Origin of the sequence: Citrobacter sp. TBCS-14, assembly GCF_005280805.1 — a bacterium.
Lineage (GTDB): Bacteria > Pseudomonadota > Gammaproteobacteria > Enterobacterales > Enterobacteriaceae > Citrobacter > Citrobacter gillenii.
Map to the genome: position 1 here is coordinate 131648 of NZ_SZWM01000185.1, position 19584 is coordinate 151231.

Below are 19584 nucleotides of genomic sequence, written 5' to 3' on the forward strand. Positions count from 1 at the left end.
TAAAATTGCTGCGCATTATAGCTAATCTCGCGCCCTTGTCATAAAGTTGAAGGCTTATTTTCGTTCGAGGGGCTGTACAGTGGTAACGTTAACCCGACTTTTTGTTCATCCGGTTAAATCAATGCGCGGTATTGGGCTCACGCACGCCCTGGCAGACGTTAGCGGTCTGGCCTTTGACCGCATCTTTATGGTTACCGAACCCGACGGAACGTTCATCACCGCCCGGCAGTTCCCCCAGATGGTCCGTTTTACCCCTTCCCCTTTACACGATGGGTTGCACTTAACCGCACCCGACGGCAGCAGTGCGTTGGTCCGTTTTGCCGACTTCGCCACCCAGGATGCGCCAACAGAAGTCTGGGGAAACCATTTTACTGCACGTATCGCGCCAACAGCTATCAATCAGTGGCTCAGCGGTTTTTTCTCGCGCGATGTACAGTTACGCTGGGTTGGCCCACAGTTAACCCGCCGGGTCAAACGCCACGACGGCGTACCGCTCTCGTTCGCCGATGGTTTTCCTTACCTTCTGACTAATGAAGCCTCACTACGCGATGTGCAGCAACGCTGCCCGGCCAGTATCCGAATGGAACAGTTTCGCCCCAACCTGGTGGTCTCAGGGGCTAGCGCCTGGGAGGAAGACACCTGGAAGGTGATTCGCATTGGCGAGGTCATCTTTGATGTGGCAAAACCCTGCAGCCGCTGTATTTTCACCACTATCAGCCCTGAAAAAGGCCAGAAACATCCATCCGGTGAACCGCTGGCAACGCTGCAAACCTTCCGCAGCGCGGTGGATAACGGCGATGTCGATTTCGGTCAGAATCTCATTGCCCGCAACAGCGGCGTGATCCGCGTTGGCGATGAAGTTGAAATTTTGTCCACCGGGCCCGCCCGAGCTTACGGCGCGGTGGCTTCCGATGACACTGTTGCACAACAGCAGCAGCCTGATGCCAGCGTGCTTATCGACTGGCAGGGGCACACCTTTCGTGGCAACAATCAACAGGTGTTACTGGAACAACTGGAAAACCAGGGGATCCGGGTTCCTTATTCGTGCAGGGCGGGGATCTGCGGATGCTGCCGGATTCGGCTGGTAGAGGGCGAAGTCAGTCCGCTGAAAAAATCAGCGATTGGTGATGACGGGACGATTCTTTGCTGCAGTTGTGTGCCAAAAACAGCGGTCAGGCTGGAGAGTTAAACGGCCTGCTCAAGGCTGAAACTGTCGACAGGGAGTTGCGGTTTCAGTCTGTCATTCATAATTTTAATGGCGTCGCCAAGCTGCATGGTGCGCCCGGCAATAACCACGCCCGGCTGTGCCAACAGACACAGGGCCGCATTTTCCCCCGGCTCAACCACTAACAGATTGACCTGTTCCTCGGTATCGCTTAAATACACGCAGGCAGCGTCACCTATCCTCGGTGACCAACTCACAGTGTGCGCCACAAAGTGCCAGCTTTTTGGCATTTGCGGTTTTAGATAACGAATAGCCACCAGAGCATTGAGTACCAGCTCCGCTTTTTGCTCTTTGGCTAAATCCAGATCACGGCATTTTTCTTCAAAAGAAAAATAAAGCGCGGCATCATCAACGCAAAAACCGGACGGAGAGAATGCATCGGGTGTGAGCATTTTGCGCGCAAAACGCGAACGAAATAACATGCCATTGGCTAAATCGAGCATCATACGATCGTGCTCTTCATCATAATACCAGCGCCAGTTATCGTCGGGTTTAATTCGCATCAGTATCTCTCCATTCCTTAATCATCGTCGTTACGACAGTATCCTTTTGCCGCTTCGTTTATTGCCCTAATAATAAAAGCTCAGAATGTTTAAATAAGCAACAGTAAAGGAATATAAAACAACCAGGGCCAGAAATAAAGCCCTGGTTTGTGATTAAGGTAGTATTCAGATATTGGTGATGATTTCTTTAATCAACGGCGGGCCTTTAAAAATAAAGCCTGAATAAATCTGAACCAGGGAAGCCCCTGCGGCTATTTTCTCACGCGCAGCGATGACTGAGTCGATACCGCCAACCCCGATAATCGGCAGTTGCCCTTTTAATTCCCGGGACAACATGCGAATAATTTCGGTGCTTTTTAATTGTAACGGTCGACCACTCAGGCCACCCATTTGATCGCAATTTTTCATTCCCTGTACCAGGGCGCGATCGAGCGTGGTGTTGGTGGCAATGACGCCATCAATATTATGGCGAACTAAACTGTCGGCCACCTGGATCAGTTCTTCTTCAGAAAGATCCGGGGCGATCTTTACCGCCACCGGAACATATTTATGGTGGATCGCCTGGAGATCGTTTTGCTTATTTTTAATTGCCGTCAGCAAATCATCCAGCGCTTCGCCGTATTGCAGCGTGCGTAACCCTGGCGTATTAGGTGAGGAAATATTAATCGCAATATAGCCAGCATAAGCATAGACTTTTTCCATACAAATCAGATAGTCATCTTTGCCATTCTCTACCGGGGTATCTTTGTTCTTACCAATATTGATCCCCAGAATGCCGTCAAAATGCGATTTCTTAACGTTCTCTACCAGGTTATCAACGCCCAGGTTATTGAAGCCCATGCGGTTGATCAAACCTTCTGCGTCAACCAGACGGAAAAGACGTGGCTTATCATTACCCGATTGAGGACGTGGCGTCACGGTGCCTATCTCAATTGAGCCGAACCCCATTGCACCGAGTGCATCAATGCACTCCCCGTCTTTATCCAGCCCGGCGGCAAGACCGAGCGGATTCTTAAACGTCAGCCCCATGCAGGTCACCGGTTTTGCCGGTACTTTCTGGCGGACAAGCGCTTCGAGCGGCGTGCCCGTAATGCGACGTAATTGCTGGAATGTCAATTCATGAGCGCGCTCTGGATCGAGCTGAAAAAGGGCTTTACGAACGAAGGGGTAGTACATGAACTCTCCTGGATTCCCGGTGTGCAAACCGGGGGCGTATTATGTGCGATCGTGAACAAAAAGGGAATTGACCTGCGGCAATAAAACGCAAACGTTTTCTTTCTTCTCCTCCTTTTATGCAGTTTTCAGCTTTTCTATCCCGCATAAATCATTTCGATAAACAAAATCTCTCTGCCAGACTGCACAAATTGTTATCAATGTTAAATAAAAACGAATATTTGGTTATAAGGAGAGAATATAAATATGCGCGTTATCACTCTGGCGGGTAGCCCACGCTTCCCCTCTCGCTCCAGCGCCCTACTGGAATATGCGCGAGAAAAACTGCATGGACAGGATGTCGAGGTCTATCACTGGAATCTGCACAATTTTGAGCCCGAGGATCTGATCTATGCGCGCTTCGACAGTCCGGCACTGAAGACGTTTATCGAACAGTTGCAGGATGCAGACGGACTGATTGTCGCCACGCCGGTCTACAAAGCGGCCTATTCCGGCGCATTGAAAACCTTGCTTGACCTGCTCCCCGAACGTGCACTGGAAGGCAAAGTCGTGTTGCCACTGGCCACCGGCGGCACCGTAGCACATTTACTGGCCGTCGATTACGCCCTGAAACCGGTACTCAGCGCACTGAAGGCCCAGGAGATCCTGCACGGCGTTTTCGCCGATGATTCGCAGGTTATTGATTATCAACATAAGCCGCAGTTTACGCCGAACCTGCAATTACGCCTGGACAGTGCACTCGAGACCTTTTGGCAGGCGTTGCAGCGTCGTGATGTCCAATTTGTGCACGTGAACACGCTGCGGGGTACCGCCCATGCTTAATTTACTCAAACGCCATACGCCGTGGCTGGCGCTGACCGGACTGCTGTCTTTATCCACGCTGGTTCACGCCGCAGAGACCGCGCCAGACGCCCTGCGCATTGGCTATCAGAAAGGCAGCGTCAGCATGGTGCTGGCTAAAAGCCATCAGTTGCTGGAAAAACGCTACCCGCAAACAAAAATCTCCTGGGTAGAGTTCCCAGCCGGCCCGCAAATGCTGGAGGCGCTCAATATCGGCAGCATCGATCTGGGCAGCACTGGTGATATCCCGCCGATTTTTGCTCAGGCCGCCGGGGCCGATCTGGTCTATGTCGGCGTCGAACCGCCAAAACCGCATGCAGAAGTGATTTTGGTACCGAAAGACAGCCCCATCCACACCGTCGCAGAGCTTAAAGGGCATAAGGTCGCCTTCCAGAAAGGCTCCAGCGCGCACAATCTGCTGTTGAGGGCCTTGCAGCAGGCCGGGTTGAAGTTTACCGATATCCAGGCCACCTATCTGACGCCCGCCGATGCGCGTGCCGCTTTCCAACAGGGGAATGTGGATGCATGGGCAATTTGGGACCCTTACTACTCCGCCGCCTTGCTGCAGGGTGATGTACGCGTACTCAAAGACGGTACCGACCTTAAACAGACCGGATCGTTTTATCTCGCTGCACGTCCTTATGCCGAGAAAAACAGCGAATTTATTCCTGGCGTGCTGGACACCTTCAGCCAGGCCGATGCCTTAACGCTCAGCCAACGCCAGCAGAGCATCACCCTGTTGGCGAAAACGATGGGGCTACCTGAGCCGGTCATAGCGTCCTATCTGGACCATCGTCCGCCAACCTCCATTACGCCCGTCAGTGCTTCTGTTGCCGCATTGCAGCAACAAACTGCCGATCTGTTTTATGACAATCGGCTGGTGCCGAAAAAAATCGACATTCGCCAGCGTATCTGGCAACCCACTCAGCAGACAGGAGCAAAATTATGAGTCTGAATATGTTCTGGTTTTTACCCACGCACGGTGACGGCCATTATCTGGGAACAGAAGAAGGTGCACGCCCGGTCGATCATGGTTATCTGCAACAAATCGCGCAAACGGCCGACCGCCTGGGATTTACCGGGGTACTGATCCCGACAGGCCGCTCCTGTGAAGATGCCTGGTTGGTTGCCGCCTCAATGATCCCGGTCACCCAGCGGTTAAAATTTCTGGTCGCGCTGCGCCCCAGCGTGACGTCCCCTACGGTGGCGGCACGCCAGGCGGCGACGCTCGACAGACTGTCCAACGGTCGGGCGCTATTTAATCTGGTAACCGGCAGCGATCCACAAGAGTTAGCAGGTGATGGTGTTTTTCTCGATCACACTGAGCGTTATGAAGCCTCCGCTGAATTTACCCAGGTATGGCGACGCTTGCTACAGGGCGACACCGTGGATTTTAACGGTAAACACGTTCACGTCCGTGGGGCAAAACTCTTTTTCCCGCCCGTGCAACAACCCCATCCGCCACTGTACTTCGGCGGGTCTTCCGACGTCGCGCAGGAACTGGCCGCAGAGCAGGTTGATCTGTATCTGACCTGGGGTGAGCCGCCCGACTTGGTGAAAGAGAAGATAGAGCAAGTACGGGCAAAAGCAGCGGCGCTTGGGCGTAAGATCCGCTTTGGTATTCGCCTGCACGTGATTGTGCGCGAAACCACCGCAGAGGCATGGCAGGCAGCGGATCGCCTGATTGCCCATCTGGATGATGACACCATTGCCAAAGCCCAGGCCGCTTTCGCCAGAACCGACTCTGTGGGCCAGCACCGAATGGCAGCGCTGCACAACGGCAAGCGCGACCAACTGGAAATTAGCCCGAACTTGTGGGCGGGCGTTGGACTGGTACGTGGCGGGGCCGGGACCGCACTGGTGGGGGATGGTCCAACAGTGGCGGCACGGATTAATGAGTATGCCGCGCTGGGTATCGACAGCTTTGTGTTGTCCGGGTATCCACATCTGGAAGAGGCGTACAAGGTCGGCGAGCTACTGTTCCCGCATCTGGATGTCTCGATCCCAGAAATACCGCAGCCGCAACGCCTGCATCAACAAGGTGAAGCCGTGGCGAACGAATTTATTCCGCGTAGCGTCGCGCAACGCTAAGGAGCCCGATGATGGCAACGCCGCAAAATAAGTGGTTACTTCGCTTTGCTCCGTGGTTTTTACCGATTGGTCTGGTGGCGCTCTGGCAGTTGGCATCATCCATGGGCTGGCTGTCCACCCGCATCCTGCCCTCTCCAGAAGGTGTAGTAGAAGCTTTCTGGACGCTTTCCGTCAGCGGCGAGCTTTGGCAGCATCTGGCGATCAGCACCTGGCGGGCAGCGATCGGCTTTTCTATTGGCGGATCGATTGGCCTGACGTTGGGGCTGATAAGCGGCCTGTCACGCTGGGGGGAACGGTTGCTGGACACCTCGGTGCAGATGCTGCGTAACATACCGCATCTGGCGCTGATCCCTCTGGTCATTTTGTGGTTCGGTATTGATGAATCCGCCAAGATCTTTCTCGTTGCCCTGGGTACCTTGTTCCCGATTTACATCAATACCTGGCACGGGATCCGCAATATCGATCGCGGGCTGGTGGAAATGGCTCGCAGCTATGGGTTATCCGGTATTTCACTGTTTATCCATGTGATCCTGCCCGGCGCTCTGCCCTCGATCATGGTCGGCGTACGTTTTTCCCTCGGACTGATGTGGCTGACGCTTATCGTGGCGGAAACCATTTCGGCTAACGCTGGCATCGGCTACCTGGCAATGAATGCCCGCGAATTTCTGCAAACGGATGTGGTCGTGGTGGCCATCATTCTCTACGCCCTGCTCGGCAAGTTGGCCGACATCAGCGCGCAATTACTGGAACGTAGCTGGCTACGCTGGAACCCGGCTTACCATGCGAAGGAGGTCACCGTATGAATACCACCCGTTTAAATCAGGGAATTCCGCTACTGCTTAGCGGCGTAACAAAACGCTACGGCGCCAATACAGTGCTCAATCAGCTAGATTTGCCTGTTCCAGCGGGGCAATTTGTTGCCGTGGTGGGCCGCAGCGGCGGCGGGAAAAGTACCCTGCTGCGTCTGCTGGCCGGTCTGGAATCGCCCACCTCAGGGGAATTGTTCGCCGGCACCGCGCCGCTGGCGGATATTCAGCATGATACGCGAATGATGTTTCAGGACGCACGCCTGCTGCCGTGGAAATCGGTCATTGATAACGTAGGACTGGGCCTTAATGGCCACTGGCAAGATGCAGCCCGGGATGCGCTGACGTCTGTTGGTCTGGAAAATCGGGCGCAGGAATGGCCTGCCGCCCTTTCCGGTGGGCAAAAACAGCGCGTGGCGCTGGCACGGGCACTGATTCATCGTCCCGGATTACTGTTGCTGGATGAACCACTGGGCGCGCTGGATGCGTTAACCCGTCTGGAAATGCAAGATTTGATTGTCTCGCTGTGGCAAAAGCAGGGATTTACCGTACTGCTGGTCACCCATGATGTCAGCGAAGCGGTGGCGATGGCCGATCGCGTGTTGCTGATTGAAGATGGAAAAATTGGTCTGGATTTGACGGTAGATATTCCACGTCCACGCCGACCAGGTTCAGTGCGCCTGGCAGAACTGGAAGCAGAAGTGTTGAATCGGGTGATGCAGCGTGGCGAGGCTCAACAGTCAATCCGACTGCATGGATAAACATTCAGGACATTGTAGGCCCGGTAAGCGTTTGAGCCACCGGGCATTTTGCCGGATGGCGGCTTTACCGCCTTCTCCGGCCTACAAAACGACAGGTCAACGTCTCAGGCTAACGCTTTGGTTATCTTCTCGAACAGATCGCCGGACAGATTCTCCAGACCTTTCAGTTGCTCAAGCGCCGCACGCATCTTCGCCTGGCGTTTGGCATCATAACGTTTCAAGCGGATCAGCGGCTCAATCAGACGTGAGGCCACCTGCGGGTTACGGCTGTTCAGCTCGGTCAGCATGTCGACCAGGAACTGATAACCGCTACCGTCTTCCGCATGGAACGCCGCCGGGTTGCTGCCCGCGAAAGCGCCAATCAAAGAACGAATACGGTTCGGGTTGCTCATGCTAAAGGAACGATGCTGCAACAGGCCGCGTACCGTTTCCAGCACGTTGTCCGCCGGGCTGGTGGATTGCAGGATAAACCATTTATCCATCACCAGACCGTCATGATGCCACTTGTCGTCATACGCCTGCATCAGCGCATCGCGACACGGCAACTGCGCCGCTACCGCCGCAGACAGGGCCGCCAGCGCATCAGTCATGTTATTGGCTTCACGGTACTGCTTGCTCACCAGGGTATCTGCCAGATGCGTTTCGCCGAAAGCCAGGAAACGCAGACAAGCATTACGCAGCGTGCGTTTGCCAATATCGCCATGTTCAACGCGGTATTCTGCAAGATGGTTGGCGTTATACACGGCCAGGAACTCATCTGCCAGTTCGGCAGCCAGCGTACGGGTTAACGCCTCGCGCACGTCGGTAATCGCCACTGGATCGATAATCTCAAACAGCTCGGCAATTTCATTCGCCGAAGGCAGCGTCAGGATTTCTGCCGCCAGCGCCGGATCGATTTTCTCATCCAACAAAATGGCACGGAACGCATCAGCCACGTGCACCGGCAGCGACAGCGGTTGCCCTTGCTGATGGCGAGCAACGTTCAGCTTGATATAGGTGGCCAACAGGCTTTGCGCCGCATCCCAACGAGAGAAATCGTTACGCGCGTGACGCATCAGGAAGGTTAACTGCTGATCGCTCCATTTATATTCCAGTTTTACCGGTGCAGAGAATTCGCACAGCAGCGCCGGAACCGGCTGGAAGTAGACGTTATCAAAGACAAAGGTTTGTTCCGCCTGGGTGACGTTGAGCACAGAATTCACCGGATGCCCGCCTTTTTGCAACGGGATCACTTTGCCTTCGTTGTCGTACAACTCAATGGCAAAAGGAATATGCAGCGGCAGTTTTTCTGCCTGATCCGGTGTAGCCGGCGTACGTTGGCTTATCGTCAGCGTGTACTGTTCGGTGGCCGGGTTATAGTCATCACGTACGGTCACAATCGGCGTACCGGACTGACTGTACCAACGGCGGAAATGCGAGAGATCGACGTTAGACGCATCTTCCATCGCCTGCACGAAATCATCACAGGTCGCTGCGCTACCATCATGGCGCTCAAAATAGAGCTGCATTCCCTTCTGGAAATTCGCTTCACCCAGCAGGGTGTGGATCATCCGGATCACTTCTGCGCCCTTTTCGTACACGGTCAGGGTATAGAAGTTGTTCATCTCAATGACACTATCCGGGCGGATAGGATGCGCCATCGGGCTGGCATCTTCGGCAAACTGCAGACCGCGCATGGTACGCACGTTGCTGATCCGATTAACGGCACGAGAGCCAAGGTCGGAGCTAAACTCCTGGTCGCGGAACACGGTTAAGCCTTCTTTCAGGCTCAACTGGAACCAGTCGCGGCAGGTCACACGGTTGCCGGTCCAGTTGTGGAAGTATTCGTGGCCGATCACGCGCTCAATATCGAGGTAATCTTTGTCGGTGGCGGTATCGGTACGCGCCAGCACGTATTTGGAGTTAAAGATGTTCAGACCTTTATTCTCCATCGCGCCCATATTAAAGAAGTCCACCGCGACAATCATGTAGATATCGAGGTCATACTCAAGGCCAAAACGCTCTTCATCCCACTTCATGGAATTTTTCAGCGAGGTCATCGCCCACGGTGCGCGATCCAGATTGCCGCGGTCGACGTACAGCTCTAACGCCACTTCTCGCCCGGAACGGGTGGTAAAGGTGTCACTCAGAACATCGAAATCACCGGCTACCAGGGCAAACAGGTAGCATGGTTTCGGGAACGGATCCTGCCACTGCACCCAGTGACGACCGTTGTCCAGCTCGCCCTGAGCAATGCGGTTACCGTTAGACAGCAGGAACGGATAGCGGGTTTTATCGGCGATAATTTTAGTGGTAAACCGTGCCAGCACGTCAGGACGGTCGAGATACCAGGTAATATGGCGGAAACCTTCCGCTTCGCACTGCGTGCACAGCGCTTCGCCGGACTGATACAGGCCTTCCAGTGCGGTATTCGTCGCCGGACTGATTTCATTCACGATACGCAGCGTAAAACGTTCCGGCAGGTGGCTGATGACCAGCGCCCCCTCTTCTTCTTTATACTCTGTCCACGGTTCGTCGTTCACGTGGATTGACACCAGGGTCAGATCCTCGCCATTCAGGCGCAGAGGGGCATCAGACGCACCATGACGGACAGCCTGGCTCACGGCAGTGACCACGGTTTTTTCAGCATCCAGGTCAAAGGTCAAATCAATATCAGTAATCTGGTAATCCGGCGCACGGTAGTCGTGGCGGTATTTGGCTTGTGGCTGTTGTGTCATAAAAAACCTTTAGCATCTATGGTAGAGTCTCGGGTTCAGTCTATTCCTGTTGCGTAAATCGCGCTACGCAGAATGTTCATCTTTTCAGGCACAAACACCCTTTTTGCTACATTTATATAACACGAGGCACGAATTGCCCTCGACCAGAAAGTCAGCTTATGGTGTGATCGGGGTTCAATAAATCGCTAAACAGGGTATACTCCAGCGGTTTTCTTAGTTGTTTATTGTACTAAACGCTCCCGTGAGAGGATGCTACTGCGCACCTATGACACAATTCGCTTCTCCTGTTCTGCACTCGCTGCTGGATACAGATGCTTATAAGTTGCATATGCAGCAAGCCGTTTTTCACCACTACTATGATGTACAAGTAGCGGCTGAATTTCGTTGCCGTGGCGATGACCTGCTCGGTATTTATGCCGATTCTATTCGCGAGCAGGTGAATGCTATGCAGCACCTGCAACTGCAGGAGGACGAGTACCAGTGGCTCTCCGGCCTGCCTTTCTTTAAAGCTGATTACCTCAGCTGGCTTCGCGATTTCCGCTATAACCCGCAGCAGGTATGCATCACCAACGATAACGGTAAGCTGAATATTCGTTTAACCGGCCCGTGGCGTGAAGTTATCATGTGGGAAGTCCCGCTGCTGGCAGTGATTAGCGAGCTGGTGCACCGCTACCGTTCGCCAGAAGTCGGTGTGCCGCAAGCGCTGGATGAACTGGAAGGCAAACTAGTCGAATTCTCTGCTTTAACGAAAGATGTCGATATGTCCCGCTTCCATCTGATGGATTTTGGTACGCGCCGTCGTTTTTCGCGTGACGTGCAGCAGGCGATTGTTAAACGTCTCCAGCAAGAGCAATGGTTTGTGGGCACCAGTAACTACGATCTCGCCCGCCGCCTGTCATTAACTCCAATGGGGACTCAGGCACACGAATGGTTCCAGGCTCATCAACAAATTAGCCCTGAACTTGCCACCAGTCAGCGCGTCGCACTTGCCGCCTGGTTGCACGAGTACCCTAATCAACTCGGCATTGCGCTGACCGATTGCATCACCATGGACGCCTTTTTACGCGATTTCGGCGTTGAGTTTGCGACCCGCTATCAGGGTCTGCGCCATGACTCTGGCGATCCGCTGGAATGGGGTGAAAAAGCCATCGCGCATTACGAGAAATTGGGTATCGATCCACTGAGCAAAACGCTGGTGTTCTCCGATAATCTCGATTTGAAGAAAGCAATCGAACTGTATTGCCACTTCTCTTCTCGCGTGCAGCTGAGTTTTGGGATTGGCACGCGCTTAACCTGCAATATTCCTCAGGTCAAGCCGCTGAATATCGTTATCAAGCTGGTCGAATGCAACGGCAAACCGGTGGCGAAGTTGTCCGACAGCCCGGGTAAAACCATTTGCCATGATAAAGCGTTTGTCCGCGCGCTGCGCAAAGCCTTCGATCTTCCGCATATCAAAAAAGCCAGTTAATCTCTCCAGGGAGTCGTTTCGACTCCCTTTTCGCGTTTATTTCCGAAATCTTTCACTCCAGCTACGAATTCTGCTTGTCTGATTGCAGATGCCAGGTAACATAGGTATCCCCCCCATTTACGGGTGGACATGTGTTTATATATCCGACTATTAACAGAGAGACTATTATGAGCGTAGTGCCTGTAGCCGACGTACTCCAGGGCCGCGTAGCCGTTGACAGCGAAGTCACCGTGCGCGGATGGGTGCGTACCCGCCGAGATTCAAAAGCTGGCATCTCCTTCCTCGCCGTTTATGACGGTTCCTGCTTTGATCCTGTACAGGCCGTCATCAATAATTCTCTGCCCAATTACAATCAAGACGTATTACGTCTGACGACGGGCTGCTCGGTTATCGTAACGGGTAAAGTCGTTGCGTCTCCAGGACAGGGACAGAGCTTTGAAATCCAGGCAACCGAAGTTGAAGTGACCGGCTGGGTTGACGATCCTGATACCTACCCAATGGCCGCTAAACGTCACAGCATTGAGTACCTGCGTGAAGTGGCGCATATGCGTCCGCGCACCAACATGATTGGTGCAGTCGCGCGCGTTCGTCATACGCTGGCGCAAGCGCTGCATCGCTTCTTCCACGAGCAGGGTTTCTTCTGGGTATCCACTCCGCTGATCACCGCCTCCGATACCGAAGGCGCCGGTGAAATGTTCCGCGTTTCAACGCTGGATCTGGAAAACCTGCCGCGTAACGATCAGGGTAAAGTCGATTTCGATAAAGACTTCTTTGGTAAAGAAGCGTTCCTGACCGTTTCAGGTCAGCTGAACGGCGAAACCTACGCCTGTGCCCTGTCCAAAATCTATACCTTTGGACCGACCTTCCGTGCAGAAAACTCCAATACCAGCCGCCACCTGGCTGAGTTCTGGATGCTGGAGCCGGAAGTTGCGTTTGCCGATCTGAACGATGTTGCGGGCCTGGCTGAAGCCATGCTGAAGTACGCGTTCAAAGCCGTACTGAATGAGCGTGCAGATGACATGAAATTCTTCGCTGAACGTGTCGACAAAGACGCGATTTCACGCCTGGAGCGTTTCATCGAGGCTGATTTCGCGCAGGTGGATTACACCGACGCGGTAAGCATTCTGGAAAACTGCGGTAAAAAGTTCGAGAACCCGGTTTACTGGGGCGTGGACCTGTCTTCCGAGCATGAACGTTACCTCGCGGAAGAGCACTTTAAAGCGCCGGTGGTGGTTAAAAACTACCCGAAAGACATTAAAGCGTTTTATATGCGCCTTAACGAAGACGGTAAAACCGTCGCGGCAATGGACGTACTTGCTCCAGGAATCGGTGAGATCATCGGTGGTTCCCAGCGTGAAGAACGTCTGGACGTGCTGGATGCCCGTATGCTGGAGATGGGGTTGAACAAAGAAGATTACTGGTGGTATCGCGATCTGCGCCGCTACGGCACCGTTCCGCATTCCGGTTTCGGTCTGGGCTTTGAACGTCTGATAGCCTACGTTACTGGCGTACAAAACGTGCGTGATGTTATTCCGTTCCCGCGTACACCGCGTAACGCCAGCTTCTGATCCTGAATGATTCTGCCAAAGGCCAGCATTGCTGGCCTTTTTTATATCCATCACCCATACACCGTTTTTCACTTTAGACAGACTCGCCATTCTCCCTGAATACAACCTCTTACTCCATTTGTCCTGTTACGTAATGTTTCTCTGCAATACATATGCACAAAAAATAATCAGCCCTTTTATTGTGGATTAGCATTTTCTGATTAAATAGACCATTTTTTAACCACTTGCATGGCATTCTGGATGGCTAAAAATAGTCAACTGTAAAAATCGAACTTTACATTATTCGCACAGAAAAACGCCGTTATGATAATTAAATATAAGAAAATCATATAAATAGAAATGAAAGTGCTGTTTTTTAGCGCGGAGACAACTGAAGTTTGAAGTTGTTCACAAAGTTGCATAAAAATAACATTTAGTTACACATTTTTTCTTTTTGAAACTAAATCTTTATCTTTGTAGCACTTTGACGGTAGCGAAACGGTTGTTTGAATGGAAAGATGCCTGTCAGACACATAAAGACACCAAACTCTCATCAATAGTTCCGTAAATTTTGATTGACGGAATTTATTGGCGGCAGTGGCAGGTGTCATATAAAAACCGATGAGGGTAATAAATAATGATGAAGCGCAATATTCTGGCAGTGGTTATCCCTGCTCTGCTGGTAGCCGGGGCAGCTAACGCTGCAGAAGTTTATAACAAAGATGGCAACAAGCTGGATCTGTACGGTAAAACCGTGGGTCTGCACTATTTTACTGACAACGCTGGTGACGATGGCGATCAGACTTATGCTCGTCTTGGTTTCAAAGGGGAAACTCAGATTAATGCCGATCTGACTGGTTACGGTCAGTGGGAATACAACTTTGCCGGTAACAATTCTGAAGGCGGCAGTGACGCTCAGAACGGCAACAAAACCCGTCTGGCCTTTGCGGGTCTGAAATATGGCGACGCAGGTTCTTTCGATTACGGTCGTAACTACGGTATCGTTTACGATGCACTGGGCTACACCGATATGCTGCCAGAGTTTGGTGGTGATACTGCATACAGCGACAACTTCTTCGTAGGTCGTGTTGGTGGCGTTGCAACCTACCGTAACTCCAACTTCTTCGGTCTGGTTGACGGCCTGAACTTTGGTGTTCAGTATCTGGGCAAAAACGAGCGTGACGGTAACACCAGCCGCTCTAACGGCGACGGTGTGGGCGGTTCTGTAAGCTACGAAATGGATGGCTTCGGTATCGTCGGTGCTTACGGCGCAGCTGACCGCACCAACGCGCAGGAAAACTCTGCCTACGCTAACGGCGGTAAAAAAGCTGAGCAGTGGGCGACCGGTCTGAAATATGACGCCAACAACATCTATCTGGCAGCAAACTACGGTGAAACCCGTAACGCTACCCGTTTCACCAACGGCATCAACAACGTGAGCGGTTTTGCTAACAAAACTCAAGACTTCTTTGTTGTCGCTCAGTACCAGTTCGATTTCGGCCTGCGTCCGTCCATCTCCTACAACAAATCTAAAGCGAAAGACGTAGAAGGTATCGGCAACGAAGATCTGGTGGACTACATCGAAGTAGGCGCAACCTACTACTTCAACAAAAACATGTCCACCTATGTTGACTACAAGATCAACCAGATCGATTCTGACAACAAACTGGGCGTGAACTCTGACGACATCGTGGCACTCGGTATCGTTTACCAGTTCTAATAGCAGACCTCTTTGCTAAATGCCTAAAAAACAGGACTTCGGTCCTGTTTTTTTATGTCCATCAGCGGATTCTTGCGTCTTCAAAAAACACTCTATCTTTTCGTCACTAACGGTTGGCATTTTGTAAATCTACCGTTAACCTGATAGCGGACTTCCCTTCTGTAACCACAATGGAACCTCGTCATGTTTGAGAACATTACCGCCGCTCCCGCCGACCCAATTTTGGGCCTGGCTGATTTGTTTCGTGTCGATGACCGCCCAGGGAAAATCAACCTCGGGATCGGTGTATATAAAGATGAGACAGGCAAAACGCCGGTGCTGACCAGCGTGAAAAAAGCCGAGCAATATATACTGGAAAATGAAACCACCAAAAACTACCTTGGCATTGACGGTATTCCGGAATTTGGTCGCTGCACTCAGGAATTACTGTTTGGTAAAGGTCACGCACTGATTAACGACAAACGCGCACGTACCGCGCAAACCCCTGGTGGTACCGGTGCATTGCGTGTGGCGGCAGATTTCCTGGCAAAAAACACCTCAACGCAGCGCGTATGGGTAAGTAACCCAAGCTGGCCGAACCATAAAAGCGTCTTTAACTCCGCCGGTCTGGAAGTTCGTGAGTACAATTATTACGACGCGGCCAGCCATTCATTAGACTTTGATGCGCTACTGGCAAGCCTCAGTGAAGCACAGGCAGGTGACGTGGTACTGTTCCACGGTTGCTGCCATAACCCTACCGGTATTGACCCTACGCTGGAGCAGTGGCAAACGCTGGCACAGCTGTCGGTAGAAAAAGGCTGGTTACCACTGTTCGACTTCGCTTATCAGGGCTTTGCTCGTGGTCTGGAAGAAGATGCCGAAGGCCTGCGTGCATTCGCCGCGCTGCACAAAGAGCTTGTTGTCGCCAGCTCTTACTCCAAGAACTTTGGCCTGTACAATGAGCGCGTGGGTGCCTGTACGCTGATTGCTGCCGATGCCGACACCGTTGACCGTGCGTTCAGCCAGATGAAGTCCGTCATTCGTGCCAACTATTCCAACCCACCGGCCCACGGTGCATCGGTTGTCGCCACCATTCTGAGCAATGATGCCCTGCGTGCTATCTGGGAGCAGGAACTGACCGACATGCGTCAGCGCATTCAGCGTATGCGTCTGCTGTTTGTGAATACATTGCAGGAGAAAGGGGCAAACCGTGACTTCAGCTTTATCATCAAACAGAACGGCATGTTCTCCTTCAGCGGTCTGACGAAAGAACAGGTTCTGCGTCTGCGTGAGGAGTTTGGCGTTTACGCTGTCGCTTCCGGGCGCGTGAACGTCGCGGGTATGACGCCTGACAACATGGCGCCGCTGTGCGAAGCGATTGTCGCCGTGCTGTAAGCTCACCTGAAAAGAGAAAGCCCGCATATTCGTGCGGGCTTTTTTTTGCCGGATAGCGGCTAGCGCCTTATCCGGCGGACGGACTGGATTTACCAGACCGGCATTTCATCCTGCAGGAACGGATTGTGCTGGCGTTCATTCCCCAGCGTTGAAAGCGGACCGTGACCAGGAATAAACGTCACGTCATCGCCCAAGGGTAATAACTTGCGTTTAATCGAGTCGATCAGCTGGCTGTGATCCCCGCGCGGGAAGTCGCTGCGTCCGACTCCACCTTTGAAAATCACATCGCCTGAAATCAGCAGCTTTGACTGTTCATCAAAGAAGACCACGTGCCCCGGCGTGTGGCCCGGACAATGCAACACCTGTAACGTCACGTTGCCAACGCTGATGCGATCGCCTTCGTTTAGCCAGCGATCGGGCGTTAACGGCTCGCAGTCACCCAAGCCAAACATGCGGCTCTGCGAAGGCAGTCCCTGTAGCCAGAACTCATCTTCTTTTTCCGGACCGATAACCGGTACACCATAATGTTGCGCCAGTTCAGACGCCGCGCCCACGTGGTCAAGATGACCATGTGTGAGCAGGATCTGCATAAGCGTCAGACCGCTGGCATCCACTTCCTGTTTGATTTTCTCGGCATCGCCGCCGGGATCGACCAACGCGGCAAGACGCGTTTGTTCACACCAGATCAGCGAGCAGTTCTGAGCGAATGCAGTGACCGGAATAATACGATAGTTCATACAGCTCCTGTTTCATTAAGCGACGGCTCACCAGTGCCGTGCAGGCCCGGTGTCAATATGCACAAAGTTACTGCGTGGGTAGTATCCTACACCACCTGCGCGCATAGATAACGCAGCTTTGCGAATATTACTTAATGCAACGCCTTCAATGTGGAAATCCATGGCCTGCCCTTTGGTATGGTAACTTTTCTTTGCCACACCGCGGCTGCGCGCGCGTAATTCGTTGTTGGTATCGACAGAACGATAGCCGGAGATCAGCTGTACGGGTTTACGCGTGCCGAGGAGGCCTTGCAGACGGAAGAGTTGATCGAACAATCCCGGATCGATGGACTTGACTTTATTCGCGCGAAAATCACGGAAAAAGTGGTTAAGTTTTGCTAATTCGTCCTGAATATAGCCCCTGCCATCAAAAAACTCAGCTTTAATTGACTCACCGGTATGCAGGTTATTCAGAGTCAATATACGCGGACGTGGGGTGGAGAGTGTAGCAAACGCAGGCGTGGGCAGGATGGCGGCGCCGAGGGCAACGCCACCAAGCGCCAGCAGTTTGCGGCGATTAGCGTCAAATTTGTCCATGGTATTAAGGTCTACAAGGTCAATGTTATCGTATGTATGCTCTAGCGCACGCGGGAAACCTTACCGGGCTAACTAGTCTGCGTCAAGGCTCCCAACCCCAGGAAATACGGGGCCTGTAGCCATTTCACCCCGTTTCCAACATAACTTACGACAATCATTTTCCTCGAACTGCTTCATTTATCTGATTAATTGTTCCACTTTTGACACAATTTGTGCACTGGATCGCGCAGTAAGATCGTAATTGTAAATATCTGTACGATATTGCGTACGCCCATCGGGTCCAACAAATGCGGTCAGATAGTAAAGATTAACCGGAATATTTTGGCGAATATTCACGTAGCGCGTATCCCCTTGTTTCAGGGCATCCGAGATCCGCGAATCATTCCAGCCCGCATCCTGTAGCAGCATATTCGCCAGTTCCGAGGCCTTATTCACGCGCACACAACCAGAGCTAAGCGCCCGCGTATCTTTCTGGAACAAATTATGATTCGGCGTATCGTGCAGATAAATAGCGTCTGAACTCGGCATATTGAATTTATAACGTCCCAACGAGTTGCGCGCACCCGGCGCTTGCTGGAAGCGGAACGGCAGATTTGACGGCGTAATCGTCGCCCAGTCCACCTGCCACGGATCGATAGTTTCTTTACTGTTCCAGCCACGCATCACGGTATACCCGTGACGTTCGAGATAGCCCGGATCGTTCCATACCTTAGGCAAAATGTCTTTGCGCGCCAGCGTCGGCGGAACGTTCCACGGTGGGTTTACGACGACGTTATTCAGCGCGCTGCTCATCATCGGCGTTTTACGGTCAGGACGTCCCACAATAACCCGTGAATCCAGCACCTGATTACCGTTTTGATAATAGACCAGCGAGTAAGCCGGAATATTAACCATAATCCCGGTAGACATCTCACCCGGCAGCAGGCGTAAACGCTGGATATTCAGTGCCAGCACACCCGCGCGCTGCGCGGGCGTCACGTTCAGCCAGTCACGCGTTGCCGGACCAATTGCACCATCGGCCCCCAATCCCTGCCATGTCTGAAAACGCTTTACCGCCGCAACCAGTTCACTGTCGTAAGCACTACGCCCTTCTCGGGCAGATGTACTGACTGTCGCATCCAGCATGCCGGTACGCTGCAAAATTTCGCGCAGGGCCGGAATATCATTACTCCATTCACCTGGGCGCAGCGTGGCTGTGCTGGTTAACTGTGGCCACGGACGTGAATCGCCCACCAGCTTCAGCAACGATTCATGCATCGCCGCGTACTGCGGGTGCTGCGGCGTCAGACTGGCTATAAAGGGGGTTAACTGGCCGTTATCCAATGCCACCTGCCATTGATTAATCACTGAAATGGGCGGCGTAGTCAGCGCGTAAGGCTTGTCGCTGTAGAGCCAGCGATTACCTTTGACCGGGATATTGGCAATAAAGTGAAGGTAGCCCATCATCGCGTCAGAAAGAACGGCATCCCGCGCCAGGCCCGTTACGCCTGGGTCGGTCAATAAAGCCACCCAATTAGTGAACTGCGGCTGAAAACCGGCAATCGCCACCTCGGCGAGCTGTTGCTGAAAGGCTTTGACCGCATCGCGATTTTCCCACATCGGTTTCATATCGCGGGCGGCGTACAGCAACTCCAGTTGGCTCATGTAAACCGGCGTATAACCTACTGGAAGTTGAGAACGTAATTCTGCGCGGGCATTATCCACAGACGCGCCATCCGGCAGCGCCTGAATACCCGCCATCACGGCTGTGGCGAAAGATTGTCCCTGCGGCTGCGATAACGCGGTTGGCTGCTCGCTGACGGTCGCTGAGCTGTCGCCAGGGATCATTTCAGGCTCATCGGCCTGCGCATTGAACAGCGGAGCGAATGTTACGGCCAGGCACAAACTGATTGCCGACAGCCGACGACCACACATTTTATTAAGCAACATCCCTTGCCCCCTGTTTTCTTTATCATACTTAAATAGCCAGGCCGTCTGTATTCTCCCGATTATCTCGGGGCGGGCCTGTAAAACGCCAATACGCTCTGAAGTATGACGAGCAAGCCC

Annotated in this window: 16 protein-coding genes; 10 read left to right on the plus strand and 6 right to left on the minus strand. The window is 52.8% G+C overall.

The features are described from left to right. Positions 1-79: 79 nt before the first annotated feature. On the plus strand, positions 80-1189 hold the full coding sequence (locus FDX22_RS09350) for a YcbX family protein (RefSeq protein WP_115258922.1): 1110 nt from the start codon (positions 80-82) through the stop codon (positions 1187-1189). Here the strand turns inward: FDX22_RS09350 and zapC are convergent. Further along, positions 1186-1728, minus strand: coding sequence for a cell division protein ZapC (gene zapC, locus FDX22_RS09355; RefSeq protein ID WP_117341729.1), 543 nt, complete (start codon positions 1726-1728; stop codon positions 1186-1188). The genes FDX22_RS09350 and zapC overlap by 4 nt on opposite strands. 165 nt (positions 1729-1893) lie before the next feature. Continuing rightward, positions 1894-2904 (minus strand): quinone-dependent dihydroorotate dehydrogenase, encoded by a 1011-nt coding sequence (gene pyrD / locus FDX22_RS09360; protein ID WP_146717091.1) that lies wholly within the window; start codon positions 2902-2904, stop codon positions 1894-1896. A gap of 243 nt (positions 2905-3147) precedes the next feature. Between pyrD and ssuE the strand changes: the two genes are divergently transcribed. From ssuE to ssuB, 5 genes are read left to right on the plus strand one after another with little or no spacing between them, the layout of a single operon-like run. Beyond that, on the plus strand, positions 3148-3723 hold the full coding sequence (gene ssuE / locus FDX22_RS09370) for an NADPH-dependent FMN reductase (protein WP_146717092.1): 576 nt from the start codon (positions 3148-3150) through the stop codon (positions 3721-3723). Then, positions 3716-4690 (plus strand): sulfonate ABC transporter substrate-binding protein, encoded by a 975-nt coding sequence (locus tag FDX22_RS09375; RefSeq protein WP_146717093.1) that lies wholly within the window; start codon positions 3716-3718, stop codon positions 4688-4690. The genes ssuE and FDX22_RS09375 overlap by 8 nt, the downstream gene beginning before the upstream one ends. Further along, a complete protein-coding gene (ssuD, locus tag FDX22_RS09380; RefSeq protein WP_146717094.1) occupies positions 4687-5832 on the plus strand; it encodes an FMNH2-dependent alkanesulfonate monooxygenase in 1146 nt (381 codons plus the stop codon). The genes FDX22_RS09375 and ssuD overlap by 4 nt, the downstream gene beginning before the upstream one ends. An 11-nt stretch (positions 5833-5843) precedes the next feature. Continuing rightward, the gene (gene ssuC, locus FDX22_RS09385) at positions 5844-6635 is read left to right on the plus strand and encodes an aliphatic sulfonate ABC transporter permease SsuC (protein WP_137362383.1); all 792 of its coding nucleotides are present in this window, start codon (positions 5844-5846) and stop codon (positions 6633-6635) included. Then, positions 6632-7399, plus strand: coding sequence for an aliphatic sulfonates ABC transporter ATP-binding protein (gene ssuB / locus FDX22_RS09390; protein ID WP_137362382.1), 768 nt, complete (start codon positions 6632-6634; stop codon positions 7397-7399). The genes ssuC and ssuB overlap by 4 nt, the downstream gene beginning before the upstream one ends. Before the next feature lie 104 nt (positions 7400-7503). On the opposite strand, the gene pepN is transcribed toward ssuB, so the two are convergent. Next, positions 7504-10116, minus strand: coding sequence for an aminopeptidase N (gene pepN / locus FDX22_RS09395; RefSeq protein WP_146717095.1), 2613 nt, complete (start codon positions 10114-10116; stop codon positions 7504-7506). 265 nt (positions 10117-10381) lie between these two features. Between pepN and pncB the strand changes: the two genes are divergently transcribed. From pncB to aspC, 4 genes are all read left to right on the plus strand, one after another. Beyond that, positions 10382-11584 (plus strand): nicotinate phosphoribosyltransferase, encoded by a 1203-nt coding sequence (gene pncB, locus FDX22_RS09400; protein ID WP_146717096.1) that lies wholly within the window; start codon positions 10382-10384, stop codon positions 11582-11584. A gap of 167 nt (positions 11585-11751) precedes the next feature. Next, positions 11752-13152, plus strand: a complete 1401-nt coding sequence (gene asnS, locus FDX22_RS09405) for an asparagine--tRNA ligase (RefSeq protein ID WP_117341721.1) — start codon at positions 11752-11754, stop codon at positions 13150-13152. A gap of 616 nt (positions 13153-13768) precedes the next feature. Further along, the gene (gene ompF / locus FDX22_RS09410) at positions 13769-14851 is read left to right on the plus strand and encodes a porin OmpF (protein ID WP_115258933.1); all 1083 of its coding nucleotides are present in this window, start codon (positions 13769-13771) and stop codon (positions 14849-14851) included. 183 nt (positions 14852-15034) lie between these two features. Further along, positions 15035-16225, plus strand: a complete 1191-nt coding sequence (aspC, locus tag FDX22_RS09415; RefSeq protein ID WP_146717097.1) for an aspartate transaminase — start codon at positions 15035-15037, stop codon at positions 16223-16225. An 89-nt stretch (positions 16226-16314) separates the two neighbouring features. Here the strand turns inward: aspC and FDX22_RS09420 are convergent, their stop codons facing one another. The 3 genes from FDX22_RS09420 to ldtD all read right to left on the minus strand — a co-directional run bounded on the left by FDX22_RS09420 (position 16315) and on the right by ldtD (position 19467). Next, positions 16315-16962 (minus strand): MBL fold metallo-hydrolase, encoded by a 648-nt coding sequence (locus FDX22_RS09420; RefSeq protein WP_096757663.1) that lies wholly within the window; start codon positions 16960-16962, stop codon positions 16315-16317. A 27-nt stretch (positions 16963-16989) separates the two neighbouring features. After that, entirely contained in the window at positions 16990-17538 is a 549-nt protein-coding gene (locus FDX22_RS09425) for a YcbK family protein (protein WP_096757664.1), read from the minus strand. A gap of 177 nt (positions 17539-17715) precedes the next feature. Further along, positions 17716-19467, minus strand: coding sequence for a L,D-transpeptidase (gene ldtD, locus FDX22_RS09430; RefSeq protein WP_137362380.1), 1752 nt, complete (start codon positions 19465-19467; stop codon positions 17716-17718). Between the last annotated feature and the right edge of the window lie 117 nt (positions 19468-19584).